Annotated in this window: 7 protein-coding genes; 4 read left to right on the top strand and 3 right to left on the bottom strand. The window is 68.5% G+C overall.

Translation table 11 applies throughout. From position 1 onward, the window contains the following. Positions 1–14: 14 nt before the first annotated feature. The 4 genes from ABD798_RS17405 (at position 15) to ABD798_RS17390 (ending at position 18,578) form a co-directional block, all read left to right on the top strand. A complete protein-coding gene (locus ABD798_RS17405) occupies positions 15–15,851 on the top strand; it encodes an AAA family ATPase (RefSeq protein WP_344875983.1) in 15,837 nt (5,278 codons plus the stop codon). Between the two features lie 141 nt (positions 15,852–15,992). Further along, complete coding sequence (locus ABD798_RS17400; protein ID WP_344875981.1) at positions 15,993–16,556, top strand: hypothetical protein; 564 nt, start codon at positions 15,993–15,995, stop codon at positions 16,554–16,556. Continuing rightward, positions 16,553–17,623: a C40 family peptidase gene (locus tag ABD798_RS17395; protein ID WP_344875979.1), complete on the top strand. Its 1,071-nt coding sequence runs from the start codon at positions 16,553–16,555 to the stop codon at positions 17,621–17,623. Before ABD798_RS17400 ends, ABD798_RS17395 begins: the two co-directional genes overlap by 4 nt. 100 nt (positions 17,624–17,723) lie before the next feature. Then, entirely contained in the window at positions 17,724–18,578 is an 855-nt protein-coding gene (locus tag ABD798_RS17390) for a hypothetical protein (RefSeq protein ID WP_344875977.1), read from the top strand. An 89-nt stretch (positions 18,579–18,667) separates the two neighbouring features. Here ABD798_RS17390 and ABD798_RS17385 read toward each other — a convergent pair whose 3' ends face one another. Genes ABD798_RS17385 through ABD798_RS17375 form a run of 3 tightly spaced genes read right to left on the bottom strand, consistent with a single transcriptional unit; the run spans position 18,668 to position 21,988 of the window. Continuing rightward, positions 18,668–18,985, bottom strand: a complete 318-nt coding sequence (locus ABD798_RS17385; protein ID WP_344875975.1) for a hypothetical protein — start codon at positions 18,983–18,985, stop codon at positions 18,668–18,670. Then, the gene (locus ABD798_RS17380) at positions 18,982–20,415 is read right to left on the bottom strand and encodes a hypothetical protein (RefSeq protein WP_344875973.1); all 1,434 of its coding nucleotides are present in this window, start codon (positions 20,413–20,415) and stop codon (positions 18,982–18,984) included. The genes ABD798_RS17385 and ABD798_RS17380 overlap by 4 nt, the downstream gene beginning before the upstream one ends. 40 nt (positions 20,416–20,455) lie before the next feature. Beyond that, entirely contained in the window at positions 20,456–21,988 is a 1,533-nt protein-coding gene (locus tag ABD798_RS17375) for a hypothetical protein (protein ID WP_344875971.1), read from the bottom strand. Positions 21,989–22,262 lie beyond the last annotated feature (274 nt).

Raw genomic sequence — 22,262 nt, 5'->3', positions numbered from 1 at the left:
GAGCCACTCCGCAGGTGTTCGACACTCACCTGCCTGCCTTTGAGGCCGAGCGCGCCGAGCTGGCCAGCCTGCTCGACAAGGACGCCTACGCCGCCGCCTCCGCCTCGACCCTCAACGCCCACTACACCCACGCCGGGATCGCCCAGGCCATGTGGAGCGGGCTGACCCGCCTCGGATTCACCGGCGGCGACGTCCTGGAACCCGGGTGCGGCGCCGGAACATTCATCGGCGTCGCACCCGCGCCGGCGCGGATGGTCGGTGTCGAGCTGGACCCCAGCACCGCCGCCATCGCCCGCATGCTCTACCCCGACGCTGAAATCGTCACCGGCGACTTCGCACGTCTGGACGCACCCGAAGGGCGCTTCGACGCGGTGATCGGCAACGTCCCCTTCGGCGACTGGCGCCCGCCCGATCCTCGCCACAACCCCGGCCGCCGCCTGGTGCTGCACGACGCGATGATCGTCAAAGCCCTGCACCTCACCCGCCCCGGCGGCCTGATCGGCGTGATCACCTCGGCCTACACGATGGACAAGCGCAACCCGGAGGCGAGGTTGCGCATGCACGAGCTGGCCGATCTCGTCGGCGCGATCCGGCTACCCAGTGACTCCCATCAGTCCACAGCCGGCACCCACGTCGTCATGGACATCCTGTTCTTCCGTCGCCGCGGGCCCGGTGAGCGAGAGCGGGTCTCCTTCAGCAGCTGGGAGAAAGCCGTCTCGACCCGCCTCGGCGCCCACGAGGAGATGGTGCCGGTCAACCAGTACTTCCTCGACAACGCGCACGCCGTGCTCGGCGAGATGGATGCGGCCCCCAGTCGGTTCGAGCGCCCTGAGCTCGTCGTGCACGGAGACCTCGCGAATCTGGAAACGACTGTCACCGAGGCGGTGAATCACCTCGCAGCGGATGCGACGTGGGTGCGGATGGCGCCCCCACCGCCACCTGAGCAAGCCCAGGGCCAAGCTCCGCTGCGGCCCCTGGCGCTCGTCGACGAGGACGCGCGCAGGTTCGCCGGATACCTCACCGCTCACCCCGACGGAAGCTTCACCCGCCGCGTGGGCACCGACGAACAGCCCTACCGGCCCCCAGCCGAGGAAGCACGGGAACTACGGGCTCTGCTGGAGCTGCGTGACGTGCGCATGGCGCTGATCGGTGCCGAGAACGCCACCCTCGACGACACCGCCGACATTCGCGATCTCCGTGCCCGCTTGAACACCGTCTACGACGCCTACATCTCCGAGTACGGCCCGGTGCGGCGGTTCACCACGCGGCGCATCAACCGCCAGGGAATGCACGTCTTCGGTGACTGGTGCGACGACAACAACCACCCCAAGGCCCCGACCACTCCGACTGCGGTCGCACAGTTCCTCACCGACATGCGCGACAAGGGACTCGGCCAAGACAAACTCCGCAGCCTCTATGAGGCGATCGAGAAGGGCCACACCACCGCGCGCAACCGGCGCATCCGCTCCGCCAAGGCCAAGATTCTCAAGCTGGCCAAAGAGAAACTCGGCCCCGAACCCGAGAAACTGCTGGAGCTATGGGCCGCCACGCGACCGGAGAGCTTGATCTTCGAGGCGGGACTGCACGACATCACCTTCCCGCCGGGCGCGGCCAGCGCAGCGGAGGCTGTCATCGCCACCGCTCCCGAGGCCACCGACCCAACGCTGGACTGGGACGAACTCGGCCTGCGCACCACCCAGATCGTCAGACCACAGCAAGGCGGATTCCGCACCGACCCGTTCGCCAACGCCGTCCGAGCGCTCGAAACCTATGACCCCGCAACCAATACCGCCACCCGGGCGGATGTGTTCACCACCCGCCAGATCAACCCGACACCGCGACGCCTCGGCGCGGACACCCCCGAGGAAGCCCTGTCGATCTGCCTGGACCGCCACTCAGGCATCGATCTGGACGAGATCGCCACCCTGCTCGGCCTCACCTCCTCGCACGAAGCCCGGGAAGCCCTCGGCGAACTTGTCTACGACGACCCCGACACCGGCGAGCCGATCTGGGCACGCCAATACCTCTCCGGCAACGTCCGCGCTAAACACGCACGGGCGGCCACCGCAGCGGAAGCAGACCCGCGCTACCAGGTCAACGTCGATGCCCTGCGCGCCGTCATCCCGCGCGACCTCGGACCTGGTGAGATCGTCATCCGGCTCGGCTCGTGGATCGACGCGGAATTCGTGCAGCAGTTCCTGCGCGAGTTGGTCTCCGACCCCGTCGTGCGTGTCGAGGAAGCCGCCGGCCGCTGGGTGGTCTCCGGTGGCAAGGAGACCGTCGCCGCAACCACGGTGTGGGGAGCGGGCGGGCTCAGCGCCTTCGAGCTGGTCGAGCATCTGCTGACCGGCCAGGAGATCCGCGTGATGAAAGACGTCGACGGGTCTCCCACTTTCGATCCCGTCGCTACCGAACTCGCCCAGGACAAGGCCGAACAGATCGGCGACCGATTCGCCCGCTGGGTCTGGGAGAACACCGCGCGCGCGAACGAGCTCATCACCCACTACAACAACACCTTCAACGCCGAGATCCCACCGAACTTCGACGGAATCGAACTCAGTCTTCCCGGGCTCTCCGTGGCGTTTCCGTTGCGGCCACACCAGATAAACGCGGTCGCCCGGGTTATCTACCAGCCCTCCGTCGGCCTGGTGCACGACGTCGGCGCGGGCAAGACCCTGGAGATCATCGTCGGCATCATGGAACGCCGACGCCGCGGCCTCTCCGACAAGGCCATCGTGGTGGTGCCCAACGACAGCATCGCCGAACAGTTCGAGCGCGAGTGGATGCTGGCCTACCCCAACGCCACCGTGCTCACCGGCCTGAGCAGCGACCTCGCTGACGACCCGAAGAAGGGGCGAGATGGTCGCCGCGCGTTCGTCGCCACGGTAGCCAACCAGTCCTGGGACGCGGTCATCATGACCAAGGAATCGTTCCAACGCATCCCCGTCCCGCCTGATGTCCACGAGCGTTTCATCAACGACGAACTCGACGCGATCCGTGAAGCCAAGGAACGCCTGGAATCCAGTGCATCCCAATCGATGATCAAACGCCTCGAAAACGAGATGGCCAAGCTGGAAAGCCGCGTCGAAGGGCAAGCGTCGGCGATCCGCCGCGACGTCAAAGGGTTGACGATCGCGGACATGGGCGTGGACTTCCTCGCCGTCGACGAGGCGCACACCTTCAAGAACGGCATGATCATCAGCGAGCTGCCCGACCTCGCGATCCCCGGCGCGCACCGCGCGATCGACCTGGACATGAAGCTGCGCTGGCTCGCCGAGGAACAGGGCGGGCCGCGGGTCATCCTCGCCAGCGCGACACCGTGGACCAACAAGATGTCGGAGCTGTACCTGTGGCAGAGACGCCTCGGGCATCCCCTGCCGCGCTTCGACTCCTGGGTGCGCACCTACTGCACTAGCGAAGCGTTCATGGAGCAAAGCCCCAGCGGCCTGCTCGTGCAGAAGCACCGGATGCGCGGCACGATCAACGAACCCGAGTTGTGGCTGGCGCTGCGGTTGACCGCCGACATCAAAATGAAGCACCAACTCGACCTGACCTTGCCCACGCTCAAGAACGGCAAGATCACCATCACCCCGGTGCCGAGTCCGGACGAAGGGCGCGTCTACACCCTCGACATCGGCCGCCGCGAGCGCATCACCCGCACCCAGGCACGAGCAGATCGTGGGCGCGAGAATGTCCTGACCTTCCACCACGAAGGCGCGCTGGCCGCCCTCGACGTGCGCTTGGTCGGGCTCACCACCAGCGCACCGCAGAAGGTCGACGTGGCGGCTGAGCGGATCTTCAGCAAGTGGGAGGAACACCGCGACACCGTGTACCGCCAGCGCGGCGGCGCCGAGCACCCCGTCCGCGGCGGCGTGATCCTCCTGTTCTGCGATCTCTCCACACCCGGCAAGGGGTGGAGCATCTACGACGAACTCAAGCGCCTGCTCGTCGAGCGCGGGATGCCCGAGGAGAGCATCCGCTTCATCCACGAAGCCACCAGCCCGCAACAGCGCGCCGACATGCTGCAAGAGGCGCGTACCGGCGCGATCAGCGTGCTGATGGGCTCCACGATGAAGCTCGGCATGGGCGTCAACGTTCAGGACCGGGCCTACTACGGCTTGGAGATCACCCACGACTGGCGCCCCGACGTGACCGTGCAGGCCATGGGACGCCTACAACGCCAAGGCAATCAGAACCTGGAGTTCGCATACGAGAAGCTCGTCACCAGCCCGTCGATGGACGCCAAGAAGCTTGAGCTTCAGCGCCAGAAGCACGCGATGTTCGCGCCTCTGTACTCCGAAGAGATCCCAGCCCGCGAACGCGTGATTGACGCCTCCGACGAACAGAGCCTGTCGGAAGCTCTCGTTGCGGCCACCGGAGACCAGCGCTACCGCGAAAAGGAAATGCTGGACAAGGAGTACAAGAGCCTGCACCGCCGCCGCGAGGCTCACCTTCGCGACCAACAAGGCTTCTCCTACCAGGAGATGAGCATCGCGGTCCGCATCGAGCAGCTTCACGACCGCGAAGCCACGCTGACCGCGCTCGCCAATCGCATCCGCGACACCCGCGGCGCCGAGTTCGAGATGACACTGCAGGACAGGACGTTCGTCCAACGGACGAAGGCAGCCGATGCGCTGCTGGAACTCTTGCGCACGTTGTACCGGGACACACCGCGCGACAACAAGATTCACCAGCGTGACATCGGCCTGCTCGGCGAGATGCGCATTGCTGCCAAGTTCTGCCGCCGCGTCGAGGAGCCGGACGTTGTCAGCCTGGAGTTCCCGGAGTGGTCGGAGTGGACCGTCGGGGTGCAGCTGGACATGGCTGAGTTGCCCGAGCGACACGGGATCATCACCCGACTGGAGAACCACCTCGACACCCTCGCGGCTCAACCGAACTACACCCGACAATGGATTGCGACGGCCGAAGCCGACCTTGCGCAAGTTCGCGCGGCACAAGGGCAGCCCTTCCCCTACGAGGACCGCCTGCGCACGGTCACCGCCCGCCGAGCGGAACTCCTGGCGGTCCTCAGCGATCCTTTCGATTTCACACCCGACCCCTCCCTCGCGCCGGACTCGCCGGAGGCGAAAGCCCGCGTGGCCCGTGCCGCGGCTTACCGGGAGGCGATGGACGAACTCCGCCACGAAGCCACAGCGGAAGCCTTGCGTCACGGCCATGAACCCGTGCTCGCGGAGCGCTTTGCGGAGTGGTATCTCGCGATCGTGGAAGGCCTGATCCCCGACCAGCGACCGGAATTCGCCGTGTCGCTGAAGGTGTGGGGCGAACTCGGCTCACCCGACGCGCGTTCCCCCGGCCAGAAGGTCAATCCGCGCCGACGCCCCTCCGAAGCAGCCGAGACCTTCGACGCACTCGGCGCGCAGCCACCCGCGAAACCGACCGCAGAAAGCATCGAAGCCGCGATCGCCTCATCCGCAGTCCTGTCCGCCCTGCAGGAAGGCGAACCGCACCCGAGTATCCCGCTGGCCACCACTGCTCGTGGTCAGGAACCTCCGCGCCGCAGCCGCCAGGGTTCCGTCCACGGCCTCGCCGAGCGCCGTGGGCGCGCTGGCGAAAGGCGGCCCGCAGCCACGGCGGAACGAACTCGCGCCGCGTTGCCGGATCTGTTGCGGGAATGGGGGAGCGCTACCGGACACCGGGTCGAGATCAACACCGTGACCCGCGACGGCGATACCCGCACGGTTTACGCAGTCGACGACACCACTTTGGAACGTCACCACCTCATCGAGGTCATGCGAACCGGCACGCTCACCTGGCCCCTACAACCCGTCCCGACCCAACTCGACGACGCCACGCGCACGGCGGCACACAACCTGCTCAGGAGTCTGGACGTGGGCGCGCCCGCCCAGCGCCGAGCGCGGCTGGAGGATGAGATCGCCGCCGCCGCCTACCGACATCACCGGGCCGACGGCGCCGGAATCGGCGTTCTCGATCACGACCGGAGAGAAGTCGTCACCGACTCCTCAGGATTGCCGGAGGATGAACTCCTCGCCCTCGCAGCGCACGTGCACTCCCTGCGCCAGCACCTCAACCGCGACGCCGCGACCGCAGCGATCGAGACGCTGCTCGGTGATCCCACGCTGGAGCACGGCCGAACATCGCAGGTGGACGAACGACTGACCGCACTGGGTATTCCCGGGCACGAGCTGGCTTTCACCCGAAGCACGCTCCGTACCGCTTCGGCCCTGCGGCTGCTCGCCGCCGCAACCGACTCCCGCGATGCCCGTCCGCTGACCACGCTCGACGGAGCACCCGTCGATGCCGCAACCGCGCTGCCGCCCGAAGGCGGTGCCGAGCGGGCGTTGCGCTGGGGTGAGCTGACCATCACCGTCGCCACCGCACTTGACGGCGCGGTCGCCGTCTCCCTCGCCCTGCCCGACGCCCAGCACGCCAACCACGCCTTCGGCGTCGACACCGCCACTCCGTTCACCAAGCCGCAGCTGGAGCAGCTTCTGCAAAGCACCAACGCGGTCGCGGCCCAGTTCCGTGAGAAGCTCGTGGCCGCACTCGCGCTCGCTCACCCAGCCGGCACCCTGCAGATGCCACCCAGCCCACCCGCAACCGCCGAGGCCACCACAGGCTCGCGGGTGCTGCCCGGCGAAGCAGCCACGCCACGTTCGCCGTCCACTGTCTTGCCGGACCTTCGGACGGAGCTGAGCCTCACCGACGCCCAGGCTGACTGGGTTCGCCATCACCTGATCGCTCTCGCCCTGAGCGACGAGGTACGTGCTGCGGTCGCCACGACGTCGGACACCCTCGATCCCACCGTGACTCGGCTGCTGCTGCAGATCATGACCGACCCCGCAACCCAGGCGAAGCGCCCCTACGGCTCGGCCGTGCACCCGGAGTTGCTCGCGCTGTCGGAGCGCTACACAGACAACCGCGACACCCTGGCGCCACGGCTTCGCGATGTCGCTGTGAATGTCGTTGCCGCACGGGTGAAACGAGACCTCACCGCTGACCTCACCGCGCTCGTGGACAACCTGGTTGCCGACCTTGGGCAGGCGGCTACCCCTCGGCAGATGGCGTGGCTTCGGTCCTGGATCAGCGACGCCGCCGCCGACGCCCGGATGCGGCAGTCCGCGCGCGTCAACCACCGCAGCAACTTCGGCTTGGTCCTGCACGATCACATGATCGACTCCGCCGTCGCAGCCGAGTCTGTCGAGGGAATCGAGGTTCCCGAGGACATCCCGGAGTACATGCTGGGCCCCGCGCCCGGCGAACTCGACACCGCTTTCCTGTGGCGCGAAGCCGCGCGGCACGCGATCTACGACAACGTCCACGGCATCCACGACCACGGCCTCCCCACCGAACCCGAAACCTCATCCACCTCGACCGCAACGGAAACCCAGAAGCAGCAACCAAAACCGGTCGCGCCGAGTGCGGGCGGTGAGCGATCCAGCGGTGGCCCTGAACTCGGTGCGATGGCGGTGGCGCACTACTCCCGCGACTACGGCGTGCTGATCTACCACGAAGGCAACGAAGACGGCATCGGCGCGGTCTTGGCCCAGGAGAATGCGCAGTGGGAGCAGGGAGTTCTTGCCACTCCCGCCGGGGATCGTCCGGCCTGGAGGCTGCCACGCAGCCGGGGGAGTCCGCCCGAGGGCAAACGCGGTGTGCGCTTCCACGATCGCCTCGTGGTCGTGCTCAGCGACGTCGTCCCCGCGCTGCGGCTGGCGGGCATCCCCACCCGCGTGGACCTCCCGGACGGCGCGCTCGCGGCGGATCGCCTCGCCGCGCTGCTGTTGTCCCCGGAGTTGCTCGCGGTGCAACCGAGCGACCCGCGCGTGCTGACCTCCAGCGAGCACCAGCTCCAGGTGCGTCGGCAGCAGGAACGCAGAGCGGCGGAGGCCGCGAAGCTCAACGGCCTGACCGAGGACCTGCGGCACGAGCTGAAGAGCGCCTCCTACAGCTGGCGGCGCGATGCCACCCCGGAGGAGGAACCGCGCTGTGACCACACCGCGCGCACCGTTCATACCGGCGCAGGCCTCACGCGGTTGGAGGAGATCAACGACCTCATCGGCCTCGTTGACGAGGTCACCGATCACCGTGCACTGCTGCGGACGAAGGCCCGTGCCGCACTCGACGCGCTGTCCGCCCAGGACGACCGCCGCCCAGCGGTCGAATCCGCGGTGGTGGAGGCGGAGACCCTGGACTCGCTCGCCTCGGACGTGCGCGCTGGTTCCCGGGGCGTTCCGGGTGCCTTCCTGATCCCCGGGCCGGTGATTCACTCGCTGCTCAACGAGTTCACCACGACGCGCACCTTGGCCTACTTCGCCCGTTGCGCGCGCGCCGAGACCAGTCCCGCGGGCACCGCGCCCGAGAGAGATTTGTTCATCCCCAGCGATCACCTGCGTTTCGGCGCCGCCACCATCACCTTCGCGCTGGACGAGCAAGACGAGGTCACCGCTGTGCTCGCCCCGATCTCGGGGCTCCCGCCGCTCAGGCTCGCCATCCCCGAGCAGTGGCTGGAGGACCCTCGTGGAGGCGAGCGAATCGAGGCGTTGCTGCGCGCCCGCTTGGATGCTCCCGCCCGACGCGCCGATGACCTCCGCCACCAGATCCTCGCCCCGCCACCTGAGCCAGACGTGCCAGGGTTGGCCCCAGGTTCCGCCGCTGCCCGCGCCCGTGTCAGCGACGCCCCCAACTCGGAGGCGCTTGCACAGCGCCAGACCGCCGCGAGCGCGACCGACCTGCACGATCAACTCCCGGCCAGGGACCAGCCCGGCGAGCCGGAACCGGAGTTGCGGTGGAGCCGCCGCTTCCAGATCGAGACCGAAGGCCGACTCCCCGTCGTCACCGGCACGACAAAGGACGATCCCGCAGCCTTCCGGAAAGCTCTGCACGCCAACGGGTTCACCTTCAACCGCGCTGTCGATGGCTGGATTTTCAGTCCCACCAAAGCCAAGGGGATCACCGCGGAGGCCGGTGTCGCTGCTCTGCACTCTGTGTTGGCTGAGCTGGACTCGGTGCGCGTCATCGAGAAGCCAACGTTTCCCCCTACTCCACAACAGCAGAAGATCATCGACGCCGCGCTGGCTGGGCAGACGATCGCGGTGCTCGCGTTGGCCGGGACCGGCAAGACCACCACGCTACGCCTGATCGCCGAGCAGATGCCGCAGAAGCGCATCGTCTACGTTGCCTTCAACTCCAGCATCGCCCGCGAGGCCCGCGGCGCCTTCGGCGCCAACGTGAAGGCGATGACCATGCACGCCATGGCCCGGCGAGCCCTCGCGTCCAATCCCGACTACACCGCGAAACTCGCCGACGTCGCAGCCAACGACGGCTTCGCCCGCGACATCGCCCCCAACCTGGGGCTTGATCCGAAGCGGGAATACACCTTCCACGCCAACGGATACACGACCTCCAGAAGCGGCCAAGCCCTCGCGACGTCCGCAATCGCGACCGTCAAGAAGTTCCGGGAGAGCGCCGATCCCAGCATCACCGCAGCGCATCTTCCCGACCTCGGCCCGGACGCCTCTCCTCGACTCGGTGACCAGGTTCTGCGACACGCCAACGCGATTTGGGGCGACAAGCTCGACCCGCACGGGCGCCTGCGATTCACCCACGACGACTACCTGAAGATGTGGGCGCTCACCAACCCTCGCATCAACGCGGACGTGATCTTCTTCGACGAAGCCCAAGACGTCAACGCCGTCCAAGCCCATCTCGTCCAGCAACAGGAAACTCAGACAGTCGTAGTGGGCGATTCCTACCAGTCGATCTACGGATTCCGAGGCGCCGCAGACTATCTCGCCACCTGGCCAGTAGACGCCGTGTTCCCGCTGACCAAGTCCTGGCGCTTCGGCACCCCAGTCGCTGACCTCGGCAACGATTTCCTTCAGCTGCTTGATGCCACGCTCACCCTGGAAGGCAACGCGGCGAAATCCACCGAGATCGGCGTCGTTCCTGAACCTGATGTCGTGCTGTGTCGCAGTAACGCCGCCGCAGTCAGCACCGTGCTGACCGCGTTGGAGGCCGGAACCCGAGTGGCTCTGGTCGGCGGAGGCGATGAGATCAAGAAGATCGCCACCGCCGCACAGAATCTCCAGTCCGGACGCCGCACCCAACACCCAGACTTCAAACGGTTCGGCTCCTGGCACGAGGTCCGTGGTTACGTCCGGGACAACGAGGACGCAAAGTCCCTGCGCACCATCGTGAAACTGATCGATGAGTACGGCCCCTCCGGGCTCATCGACATGGCCAACCAACTCACCGACGAAGCGATCACCGAACCCGACCTCGCAGCACAGCTCGTGGTCTCCACCGCTCACAAAGCCAAGGGACGCGAGTGGGACAACGTCGTCATCGCCGACGACTTCCCACAACCCGGAATCGACCCGCGCACCGGCCAGAATGTCCTGCCCGATGCGGAGGAGCTCCGGCTGGCCTACGTCACGGTCACCCGTGCCCAACGCCGACTGAGCCTGGGATCGCTGTCGTGGATCACTGACTACGCCGACCCGATCCGTTCTGCCGCAACAGAAAAGCAGCCCGCCGAAGAACGCGCTCCCGGCGGCGAAATCACAGCGGCCGTCGACAGCACACCTGTCGACGCTCTGTCAGAGGACCCCGACGAACTCCCGATGCTCGGCGAGTTGCCCGGAGTGTCGGAGCTGTTGCGCACGCACGGCTGGCAGCTGCTGGAGCGCGAGGTCACGGAGTTCGGCGGCGTGGCCACCGAACACTGGAGGCGCGCGGACACCTCGATCGCGCTCGGCATCGACCTCGACGACCAGCCCGCGGTGTGGATGGCCCTGCGCCACGGCCCCCTCGACACCCCGTGGACACAGAGCCACGAACGCGAGGTCGACACCGCCACCCTCCGCGCGATCATCGAGCACGCCGGGCTGCACGGCCTCGCCCATCCCGCACGGCTGCCCGGACTGTGGCGCGTCACCACCTGCGACACCGCAGCCGTCGCCGACACCCTCGCCGCCAACGACCCCACCGGCCGCCGCGTCCGCCGCTCCCCGGACCAGGTGGCGTGGGTCGATGAGAACGAGGTCACCCTCCCGGTAGCGCCGCCACTACCAGAGATCGCGGTCGACACCGACGAGCAGGTGAAGCACTACGTGCTCGGCGAGCACCGCGCGGATGCCGCGATCCGCACCCAGGTCGCGGTGATTCTGGGCAAACGCACCTTCCAGAAGGTCACCCCCGAGGACGCGGTCGGCGAACTCCAGCAAACCGCACCCGAGGTGTACCGCCGGGCCGTGACCGCCTCCGTCGGCCGCAAGCACCACCGCGTGCCCTTCGACGTCGACCGAGCGCGAGAAGCGCTCGTCCGGCTCGCCGAAGGCGATCCGAGCCTGCCCCTGAACAGCATCGGCGAGTACATCGAGTTCAGCGAACGCGACCTCACCCACGACCCGCAACCCCTGGAAGAACCCCGCCAGCGCACGGAGCGCGGACTCATCGAGCGCGTCCTAGCCGACCCACCGCACCGCCTGACGATCATCGTCGAACGCGACGTCCCCGCCGTCACCGGCCACACCCGCGCGGCGGTGACCGTCGAGCCCGACGCGACCCTGACCCGGCTCGACCCCGCCAGCCGCCCCACCGTCCAGCAGCGCGAAGCCGCTCGATCCGCGCTAACACCGAGGATCGCCGCCTACCAGGCCAAGCACGGCCCACCCGGTCCCGAACCCGGAGCGGCCCCAGCACCACCGCCTCCCAGCCCAGCCGCAGCCCGCCGCGCCAGCGAACTCGACCACATCCTGCGGCAACTTCGCGACACGAACCGAGTCGTGAACGCCCTGGGAGACAACGAACGCATCACCACCGAACACCGTGAGAACGCCGTGTTCCACACCGTCCACGACCTCCGGCACGAGGACGAATGGACGACGCTGCGCCGCTGCGACTCCACCACGCGCGAGGATGCCGCCAGCACGCACCAGCGCACACTGCGCGAAGCCGACGCCACCCTGCGCCGCCACGCCGCGATCCTCACCCACTTCGGTACACGCAGCGGCGCGGCCCTGTTCACCGGCGCCCCCGGCAGCGACGTACCGCCCGAGCAGCTCTACCTCAGCGAGTTCCCCGTCACCCTCTCCGCTGCCGACCTCCTCGACCGACAGGTCTTGGCCGCGCGCCTGCACAACGCTGCGGAGAACCTGCCGGACACCGAAACCGCAGCCCGCCGGGCGCTGCTGATCACTCGCCAACTCGTGCTCGACGACCGCTCTGTGGTTCCGGCGCATCTGCTCGCTCGGCGCAGTGCCGCAACAGATCCGTACCCGCTGCACACCGCCGTGCGCCTGGGGCAGCTCGCCGGGATGCTGAACGACCTCTCCGACGAGCCCCACTCGGATGCCATCCGGCTCGCCGACGGCCCGGAGGAGCGCGCGCTCGACGCGCATCTCCACGACACCGCAGCCGCTCTGCGCGCGCTGGGCGCCGATCCCGTCGCCCTGCACCGGGCTCGCCTCTCCCACCTCTACGACCTCGTGCCTGCCGAGGCGATCCGGAGATTCCGAGCGGGGCTGCGCGCAGGCCGCCCTGTCAAACCCTCCACGTTCCTCGGTCAGCCACTGCCACCGAGCATCCCCGCGATGGAACCGCTTGTCCTGGACACGTTCACCGCCGCGCTCGCCGCCCGCGCCCGGAACCTGCCCCTGGACCCGCGCAAGCCCCTGCGCGGCGTGGTGGGCACCGGCCGCGAACCGGCCGTCATCGCCGCCCTGCGCGCGCTCGCGGAGGAGGGACGGCGCCGCTGCGTGGAACCCGCCGCCGCTGCCCGCGTGCTGCGCGAGTGCGAGCTGGCCACGATCTGCGATCACCTCGACGCTGTCGCCGCTCGCGTGGAGCACGACAGCGGCCTCACTCCGCGCACGGTCGACGAACCCACCTCCGACCGCGAGAGGCCGACCCAGCCGGAGCGAGTCGAGCCCGAGCCGATCACCGACGACGACCTCGCCACCGTCCTGCACCACCTGCCCGCGACCGCGATCGACGCCGCACGCCCACCAGCCCCGCTGCTCTCCGTGCTCGCCGAGCAGGTGCTCCCCGCACACCACACCCGCGGAGACACCATCGTCGAATGGGTGCCCACCGACGCCGGGATCGTGGTCACCGCGACCTCCCCGACCGAGGTCCGCTCCTCCCACCTGCGCTGGTCCGAGGTAGCCACCTGGCTCAACGCACCCAACACCGCCTCCCCGCGACACGCGATGGAGCAAGGGCTGCGGACGCTCCAGGGATTTCGCGACGCGGCCCTGGGCTTCGACGTGCTCGGCGAGCGCAGCCTTGCTGAGCGCGCCCGCGCCGAACTCGACGCCCACATCGCAGCCGCCCAGACCCGGCTCATCACCACCGCGCGCCACGCCCGCACAGCCGACGCACCGCCAGTACTGCTCACCACCGCACCGGCCGACACCCACACCCTGAACCGGATCGGCGAGCTGGCAGCCGCGCTGCCCGCCTCGGCGCGCAGCGTGCCCCGCCGCGCACTCACCGAGGGCCACGTCATCCTCCACCCGAGCGTCCCCGACTGCGCCCTGCGCCTGACCGAACCGGCCACCATGACCGCCACCCACGTCACGGTCACCGGCGCGAACACCTTCACCGGGCGGCCCGACACCGTGCAGCTCGACGGCCCACCCGACCAACCGATTCCCCTGGTGCCGCTGCCCAGCTCGCTGCGGCAACTGGGACCCGACCCCGCGCGCGCGGACGGGCCCCCCATCACCCCGACGACCACGATCACCGTGCCCGAAGACCTCGACCCCACGACTTTCGGCTGGCAGCGCACCCGCCAAACGTTCAACACCACCGGGCCCCTCGAACACTGGGAGCGCGAAGCAACCCGCCTGACCCTGCAATGGACAACCAGCGACAACGGCGACCTCCTGCTCGTCTCGCCCCTGCGCGTCAACGACATCGCCGTCGCGATCGCGACCGTCGACGACGTGACCGAAGTACTCACCCAGGCCGGGCACTTCGGCATCGCCCACCACAACGGCCACACCTGGCAGGTCACCCCCACCCCGACCGCCGCCTCAGCCGACACCCAACGCCGCGCCACCCACCACCCCGTGCACCGAACCCACGCAGGCTGGGCCTTCACCACCACCGACCAGCCCCTGGCCACCGCGCCCGCCCCAGCACCCGCACCCCGGCCTGCCAAGCCCCGCACGCCCCCGCCCGCCCAGAACCAGATCGGGCTCTGGGACCCCACCTACCCCGACGCCGTCACGACCCCACCAGCGAAACCTCCACCGCCACACAGCGCCGACACCACCGCCCCCGAGGCCCCCGCGCGCCCACCACGCCCATCCACCGACGTCGCCAAACCTGCTGCACACGCCCAGCCCGACGACGCGACGCCGCAACCGACCCCGACGCCTGCACAACGCCGTCCCACCCCGCCCGCGCGCCCGCCTAGCGCCACACCGGAACTCACGTGGGAGAAGCTGGTCGACCTCGCCGAGGCGTGGGGCTACACCGTGATCAAGCAACGATCGGCCACCAAGGCATTCCGGCTGCGCGAACTCTCCACGATCACCATCCCCTGGGTAGCCGAGCCCGAAGCCCGCGCGCTGCTGCACACCCAACTGCGAACCATGCTGCACGAGCGCATCGCTCACCACATCCACGCCAGCCTGCCCACAACAACAGAAACCGTTGCCTCACCGGAGAAGACGCACACCGAGGAACCTGCCCTCGCGCAGGCCACCGACCCCGGCGCCGAACGAGCGCCGACCCCGACTCGCATCCCAGCTGACAACACCGCCCCCGAGACGAGCCCACCGCGCGTCGACGACACACCCACAGCCGCCGCTGCCAGCGAACCGCAGCAGCGACCGACCGAGCCTGCCGAGGACTCCTGGGAGGAAGTCGTCGAGCAGCCGCCGCCCGCCACACTCGCCGACCTCGCCGACCTCTACGCCGACTTGGCCGATGCCGACGAACTCGACCCGGAACCCGTCTCCACCCCGCCCACGACCGCCGCCGCACCCCCACCTCCGGAGCGCGCCACACCAGCAACCGCGCCTGCCCCGGCGACAGTCGAGGACGCACGACGCTCGCCCCAGCCCCAGCCCCAGCCCCAGCCCCAGCCCCAGCCCCAGCCCCAGCCCCAGCCCCAGCCCCAGCCCCAGCCCCAGCCCGGCGCCCGGCCCCAGCGCCCGGCCGAGGCTGACGTCTCGGCGGAGATCGGCAGGCACTGGTCCGCTCTCCGGGCGCGAGCCGCCGCACACGGATACTCCGTGCACACCTCCTACGACGGCTCGTCACGCATCGATCGCGCTGCCCGCACGATCCACATCGCCGGGAACCAACCGCCGCTGGACCGCCTGGTCGCGCTCGCCCACCAGGTCGGCGCGCTCGCCACCGCCACCCCACCACCCCCTGCGTCCCCGCAGCCGAGCACCCGCCCGGCACCGGTTCCCGCCGCGCGAGCACAACGCAACTCCACCGCGCCTACCACCGACAACTCCAACCCGACCAGCCCCGTGCCTGACACACGAAACGCTGCTACGCCAACACAACCGCACGGCGAACCGAAGCCGATCACCGAGGATGCGCGCGAAGGTCCACATCGCTCCGCGACGATGCCGGAAGGCGTCCCGATCGATGATCCACGGTGGGCGGACACCCCAATTTTCGCGCAGATGCAGCGGGACTATCCGGGCTACGTCACCGTGCCCGATTCACTGCCCACCCCGGCACCGGGCCGAGGGCCGCGTCGCGGCGACCGCGCCACGACGCACACCGGCCGCACGAGTTCGATCACCGAACGAGGCGGCGGACGCAGCCCCATTCCAAGGCACAGCAACGCAAACCTGATCATCGCCCCGCCCATCGTCATCAACTCCCAGCACCGATAGGAGAGCCCGACACAACGCCCTGACCAGAACCGCCAACTCGACGTGGCAACTAGTCGTTCGCCGTCGCGCCCGCCCACAACTCAGCGAGGCTCGCGAGGAACCGACTCGGAGCGCTTCGTCCGACGCACCTCGGGGGGACCCATGAAAACCACGCCGACCACGAACACGCCGACACCACGTCGAAGAAGGACGCTCGCCGCTCTGGCCGCGACGGTGATCCTGCTCGCATCCGCCTGTACCCCACCAAACACCCCGCCCACCACGGAGGGACCCGACGCGCTCGATGCTCGCCGTACCGACCGGATTGCCTTCGGGCTGTGCTCGGCCTACACCGTCGCCGCGCTGAGCAACAACACCTTCACAGACACCGGCCCCGCCGACGCCCGTACCCGAGCAGCTGAGCAGTTCGGCACCCCAGCGTTCATCCGCGCCGCACAAGGGGAAGGACGCGATCCACTGTGGCCCGTGCTCACCGAACACCGAGCACGCGTGGAGACCACCACGGAAAGCGCCGAAGATGACCCGCCACCGGCAACAGCGCACAACGCCAGCACCGCCGTGCTGGCCCACCGCACAGCGACCAACGACAGCGGCTGGACGCAGAGGCTGCCCAGCCTCGTCGTGCACTGCTCATTGGCCCGGAGCACCGCGGGTTGGCGCATCGCGGAGGTGACCGTCGCCGATTCCGACAGTGAGCCGCGATGACCGCCCGGCTCGCCCTGTCAGTCGTAGCCGCACCCCTGATCCTCCTCCTGGTTGCCATCGTCGCCGTGCTCGGCGCGGGAGCATCACAGTCCGGCGATGCTGTTCATAAGCCCAACGTTCCCGACAGCGCCGACTTCAACGAGGACGCCGTACCCGCGTGGGCACGGGAACCATTGCGTGCCGCCGCCGCGATCTGCCCGGAGATCACCGCGAACCTCCTGGCAGCTCAAGACGAAGCGGAGTCGAACTGGAACCCTCTGGCCCGCAACGCCAACTCCGGTGCAATCGGCTTGGCGCAGTTCATGCCCGAAACCTGGAAGCAGTTCGGACGCGACGGTGACGGCGACGGTCGCGCCGACCCCCGCAATGGAGCGGATGCGATCATCAGCCAGGCGCACTACATGTGCCACCTCGTCCGCTGGGTCAAGGACACCGACGGCCTCGCCGGAGAGGTCATCGACCTCGCGCTCGCCGCCTACAACGCCGGGCCCGGCAACGTCAAAAAGTACGGGACTGTCCCGCCCTATCAGGAAACACGCACCTACATCACCAAGATCCGACGCCTCGCCAACACCAAGTACGCTGCCGCACAACAACATCCCACTCCCGCGCCCGTGGAAGGCACTGGGCGCGCCGCTGCCATCATCGCCAAAGCCGCCATGTACGTCGGCAACACCCCATACGCCTGGGGCGGCGGCACCCTCAACGGACCCGGGCCAGGATCGGCCCCAGACAAGGGAGTGGTCGGCTTCGACTGCAGCAGCTTGGTGCGATTCGCCTTCCACCAAGGCACCCAGCGGGCAATCACCCTGCCGCGCACGAGCGGAGAACAATGGCGCGCCACCCGAGGCCAAGCGGTTGCAGTCGAGGATCTCCAACCAGGGGACCTCCTGTTCTGGGGCCGCTCACGCATCCACCACGTCGCGCTCTACGTCGGCAACGGCAGGATGATCGAGGCCCCCCAATCAGGACGCCGGATCACCGAAACCAAGATCCGCATCAACAACGACTTCGCCGGCGCCACTCGCGTCCTCGGCGGCCCACTCGACGCACAGCGCCGAAGCTGAACGCGTAGCCGTCCGCCAAGTGCCAATGCGGCGCCACGCGATCGGATGGAAATCGGTGCACCGCCGTAGCGCCAGCTTCGGTTGCACCGATACGACCAACATGATCGCCACCGAATTCGACTGGCTCCATCCTGAGAATCCTTGGTGCGCCAAAGCCGCACGGGCGTGGGACCACATCGGGGATCTGCGCTCGCGGCTGCTCGACTTCCGGTCCGCCGAACCGTATTCGCTCACGCCTCGCATGACCGACGATGCCGAGCGGGTGGACTACGTGCTGAACATCCACCACGCCGTCCCGGCCGTCTTCGGGAGCATCGTCGGCGACGTGCTGCACAACCTGCGTAGCGCCTTGGAGAACCTGGCCTTTCGCCTAGCCGTCCTCAGCAACGAAGAGGAGCTGACCGAGCGGCTGCAACACCGCGCGGCATTTCCCATCTGCGAGACCCCGGACGCGTTCGACGCCTGGCTCAGGAATCGCCCCAAGGAGATGTTCTCCGAAGCGGCACGAGCGGCGCTGCGCGAGGCCCAGCCGTTCGCCGAGCTCGACCGCTTCAAGGCACGGGAACCCTGGCGGGACGAAAGCTACGAGCAGCATGCGCACTGGCATCCACTGCACCGCATGAACCGTCTGTGGAACATCGACAAACACCGCCACCTCGCGGTCATGGCCTGGTGGCCCGATCTCGTCTACTTCTACAACACCACCAAGGCGAAACTCACCGCATTCCGTACCGCCGACACCTTCGAGCACGGCACAGTCTTGTACCGCGTGCTCGGTGAACACGGCGACGAGCCACCGGAGGTCGGGCACGACTTCCTGCTGACGCTGATCGACGACCCCGCCTACACCACCGAGGGGCGCCACAACCAAGACGTTGTCGAAGCGCTCGAACAGTTCCACCGCACGGTCGCCAACGGCGTGATCCCGACCGTGGCAAAGGCGATGACAACCTAAACTCCTCGACAGCTTGCGTCCTTCAGCACAGCCGACTCGCTTCGCGATCGACAGCAGGCGCTCGGCCCGCCCGAGGGCGGGATGGTCGGTCAGCGCGAAGAAGCGGCGCCCCCGCTCGCGGGGCTCGGCTGCGACGGGGTGTTGCGTCGCACAACCTCCTGCACCCAGTCGAGGATCTTCATGCATTCCGAGAGTGTTCGGGCGCTCTCTCCGTCTGCCAGTTCGTAGTCCTCGGCGTCGCGGCGACGGAGGTACCAGGCGCCGTCGACCTTGGTGGCATTCGGCACGGTGTTGTCGGGCGGCAGCGGGCTCGTCCAGGGCTGCGCACGCCCGGAGGCGATGAGGGTGGCCATCTCGGTGGCGGTGACGCGGTGGGCGGGCATCGGGCTGTCCTCCAGCAGGGTCATCGTGAAGCCGAACGAGGTGCGCGGGTTGGTTCTGCCCAGCTGCTGGCCTGCGCTCGCCGCGAGAGCGCGTTCAGCACTGTGGATACCGCTTGGACTGCGTCGTGGGTTTCCACGGGCCCGTTGCCGGTGAGGACTGCGAGGGTTTTCTTGTCGAGCCTGGACTGGCTGGCTTCGAGCTGCGCGCTTCCCACGATGGTGACTAGGGCCCGGTTCACCGTGCCGACGCCAGCAGAGGGAGTGCCCGCCCACTTGAGAAACGACAAGGTCGATGGAACCGGCTTGTGGACGAAGCCGGGCCTCTTGGTCTCGGCGAAGACCTCGGGAAAGTTCACGGGCGCACCGCGACCGCGGATGTCGTGGATCGTGCGCCAGAGGTTCGCGTGCTCGGGCTTGGAGAACACGTCCGGGCCCAGCGCGAGGATCGGAGCTGGGACGCCGCTCAGATCGCCTCCGTGCATCATGACGTGCAGCAGCCGCTGTTCGTAGTAACTGCGCACCGGCCGCAGCACGGGGCGCAAGAGCTGCGGGATCTTCACCCGGCGGGCGTGGGCTGGTGCTGACGCGGAGGCGACGTCGGGCCGTTGCATGGAGTTGGCGAGGTTCTGGGCGTGGGTCGAGAGCTGCGCGAGGATGCCTTCGGCGGTCGCCAGCTTCGTCGTCGCCGGGTACGGAGCCGGGGCGGGCGTGGTGGAAGCGGGCTGAATCCCACCGGCTGACTGGATGATGCCCCCGAGCGCGTCGAGGCTTCGCTTTACCTTGGCGGTGACGACTCGTTGCGCCAGGTGTGCCTGGGCCTGCGGCGCGTAGGTGCCTTGGAGAGGAACTGACTCCGGCGGAGCGGTGGCGCGCATCATTGCGATCACCGGGGCCGGGTCCGCCAGTTTGATCGGCGTGTAGCTCGCTGGCGGGTTGCGGAGCGCGTGCAGCAGCTTGGAGTAGTTCTCCGTTGCGGCGCGCTGGCGGGCTGGTTCGTCGGCCAAGCTCGCCACGTCGAAGAGCGCTCCGTCGCGCTGCAGTCCGGCCAGACACCCCCACACGGCCTGGGTCTCCTCGGTGGAGAACGCCCTGGGGGCGAGAAATGCCAGCTGCGCCAGCATTGCCGGGGCGTGCGTGAGGGAGCCGAGCAGTGCGTGTTCAGAGGCTAGCTCCGGTTGCTGCTCGTAGAGGTCCGCCATGGCCCGCAGGACCTGGTCGTGGGAATCGAAGGAGCCCGTTGCCGTGAGCCTCGGGTGCGTGCTGGAGAACACCACGGGGTTGGCCACCCGTACCGGTTCCGGATCGGCAGAAGGTGCGCCCTCGCCGGGGGAGGGCTCGGGGTCGGTCGCCGGGGCGGGCGGCTCGGAAGCGGATGCTTTCTGCGGCGGCGGGTTGGGCGGGTCTGCTGCCGTGGGCTGCTGGACGATGACGGGCGTGGGATCGGTGTCAGCCATTGGAATCCTCCACCTCGGCGACGGGAATCACTTGGACAGATCAGGGACGCCGTGACGGCGCGCGCTGCGGGGTCGGTTCGGGTCGTGGCCCGGGTCGACGTTGCTGGGAGGCCGCTGCGGCGATCCCGCGTTGCCGCGCGGCGGAGGCGTGTTCCTCGTGGGACTCGACGCGGCCGTCGGAGTCCTCCCGGCGCGCGGTGCGGGGATCATCCACAGTGCGGGCGTGCGCGGCAGCGGCATTTTCGTGCTGTTCGGCGCGTTGCAGCCACGCGGCGAGATCGACGTCGGGAATCCCGTCCGGGTACAGCTCGTCGATCTTCGCTTTGATGGACTCGTCGCCGGCGAACTTGGCGGCGATGAGGTGGCTGATCGGATCGGGAACCCGTCCCAGCATCGTCGCCGCGGCGAGGCGGTCGTTGCGGCGCTGCGGGTCGAGGCGTTCCACGTCGGCGATGAGCGTGCGTGCCCGCTGCGCGTCGATGCCGGAGTCATCGACCACGACGGGCGCATTCTCCGCGCGGGGGCGTCGCGCGCGCACGGCCTTGTTGATGTCATCGAGCAGGCCGGGGAAACGCATGGCGAGCATGGCATTGACGTCGTCACCCCACTCGCCGAACCCGGCCTTGGCCTCCATGCGGTGTTCGGGGTTCCCCGGGCTCAGGCGTTGAGCCCACTGGCGAGCCTGCTCCCGGCTATGGACCTCGACCAACCGCAGCGACGTGCGGGTCGCCGATGACGCATCGGCGTTAGCTGTCGTCGCGGAGTTCGCGCCAGGCGAGGCGTTGGCGCGGTTCGCGGAGGCGCTCGTGACGAAGGAGAGATAGCCGGGATTCTCGCGTCGTTGCGTGATCGCCCAGTACGCCAGGGACGGTGGGTCGTCTGAGGGCTGGTGCCATTTTGGTCTGGTGGCCACGATCTCGGCGAGACGATCCGGCAATGCACCGACGCGACGAACTTCGGAGTCGGCGAGCCGGTGCAGTTCGAGCCATACGTCGTGACGAGGTTGGCGCGGGTCGGACTGGATCACCATCCTCGCGATGTCCGGGGGAAGCTGCCGCCGCAATGCCGCGATCCATTCCTGTTCTGTCAACACGAACTCCTCAGGCGCCGGTTCGCTCGCACCGGGCTGCAGCACCCTTGCTTGCGAAGTGAACCGACCTCCCGCGTGGCGCGCGAGTTGGTGGAGACGGCCGAGTGTCTCGGCGTTGCCGTTCTTTTGGAGGTAGTCCGTCATCGCGAGGGCGTCGTTGGCATCGGCCACCACGACGAACAAGTCCTTGATGGCCTTGCCGTCCTCCCAGACGTGGGCCTCCACGCCCCACTCGGGCGGCGAGCCGTTCGCCGGGCGGGCCATCTCCGCTGTCCACACAGTGAACGGCTCGGTGCTGCCTTGCGTGATCAGCTCGCTCGGGACGCGGCGCTGCCACTCGGACTGCTCGTCCTCGCTCATCGCCCGCAGAACCGGGTGCTTCAGATGCTCGGCGACCCGGGCGGAGTTCTCCTTGTCGCTGAAGGCCAACCGGCCCTCTGCCTCACGCGCGTGCCGAAGCCGTCCGAGCATCACCGCCGCCACGATCGTGATGCTGGCCCACTGACCCATCTCCTGCGCGCTCGGCAGAACGCTCGGTGCGTCATCGCCCATCTCGCCCTCCGGAAGTTCCCGGAGACCCGAGTCCGCACACCACGGTCAGGGACAGGGCCTCCGCGACGTGTCGTCGCTCGCCATTGCATCCCCAGCCATCAACCAGCGGTGCCACGAAGCCGTCCACACGGGACGAACGGCTGTGGGCTCGTGAGGACCGCCCATCCGCACGCGTCGCGTTCCCAGAAGCGGCAAGCACATCAGG

Source organism: Allokutzneria multivorans, assembly GCF_039537405.1.
GTDB lineage: Bacteria > Actinomycetota > Actinomycetes > Mycobacteriales > Pseudonocardiaceae > Allokutzneria > Allokutzneria multivorans.
This window is presented reverse-complemented; position numbering and strand designations above follow the sequence as displayed.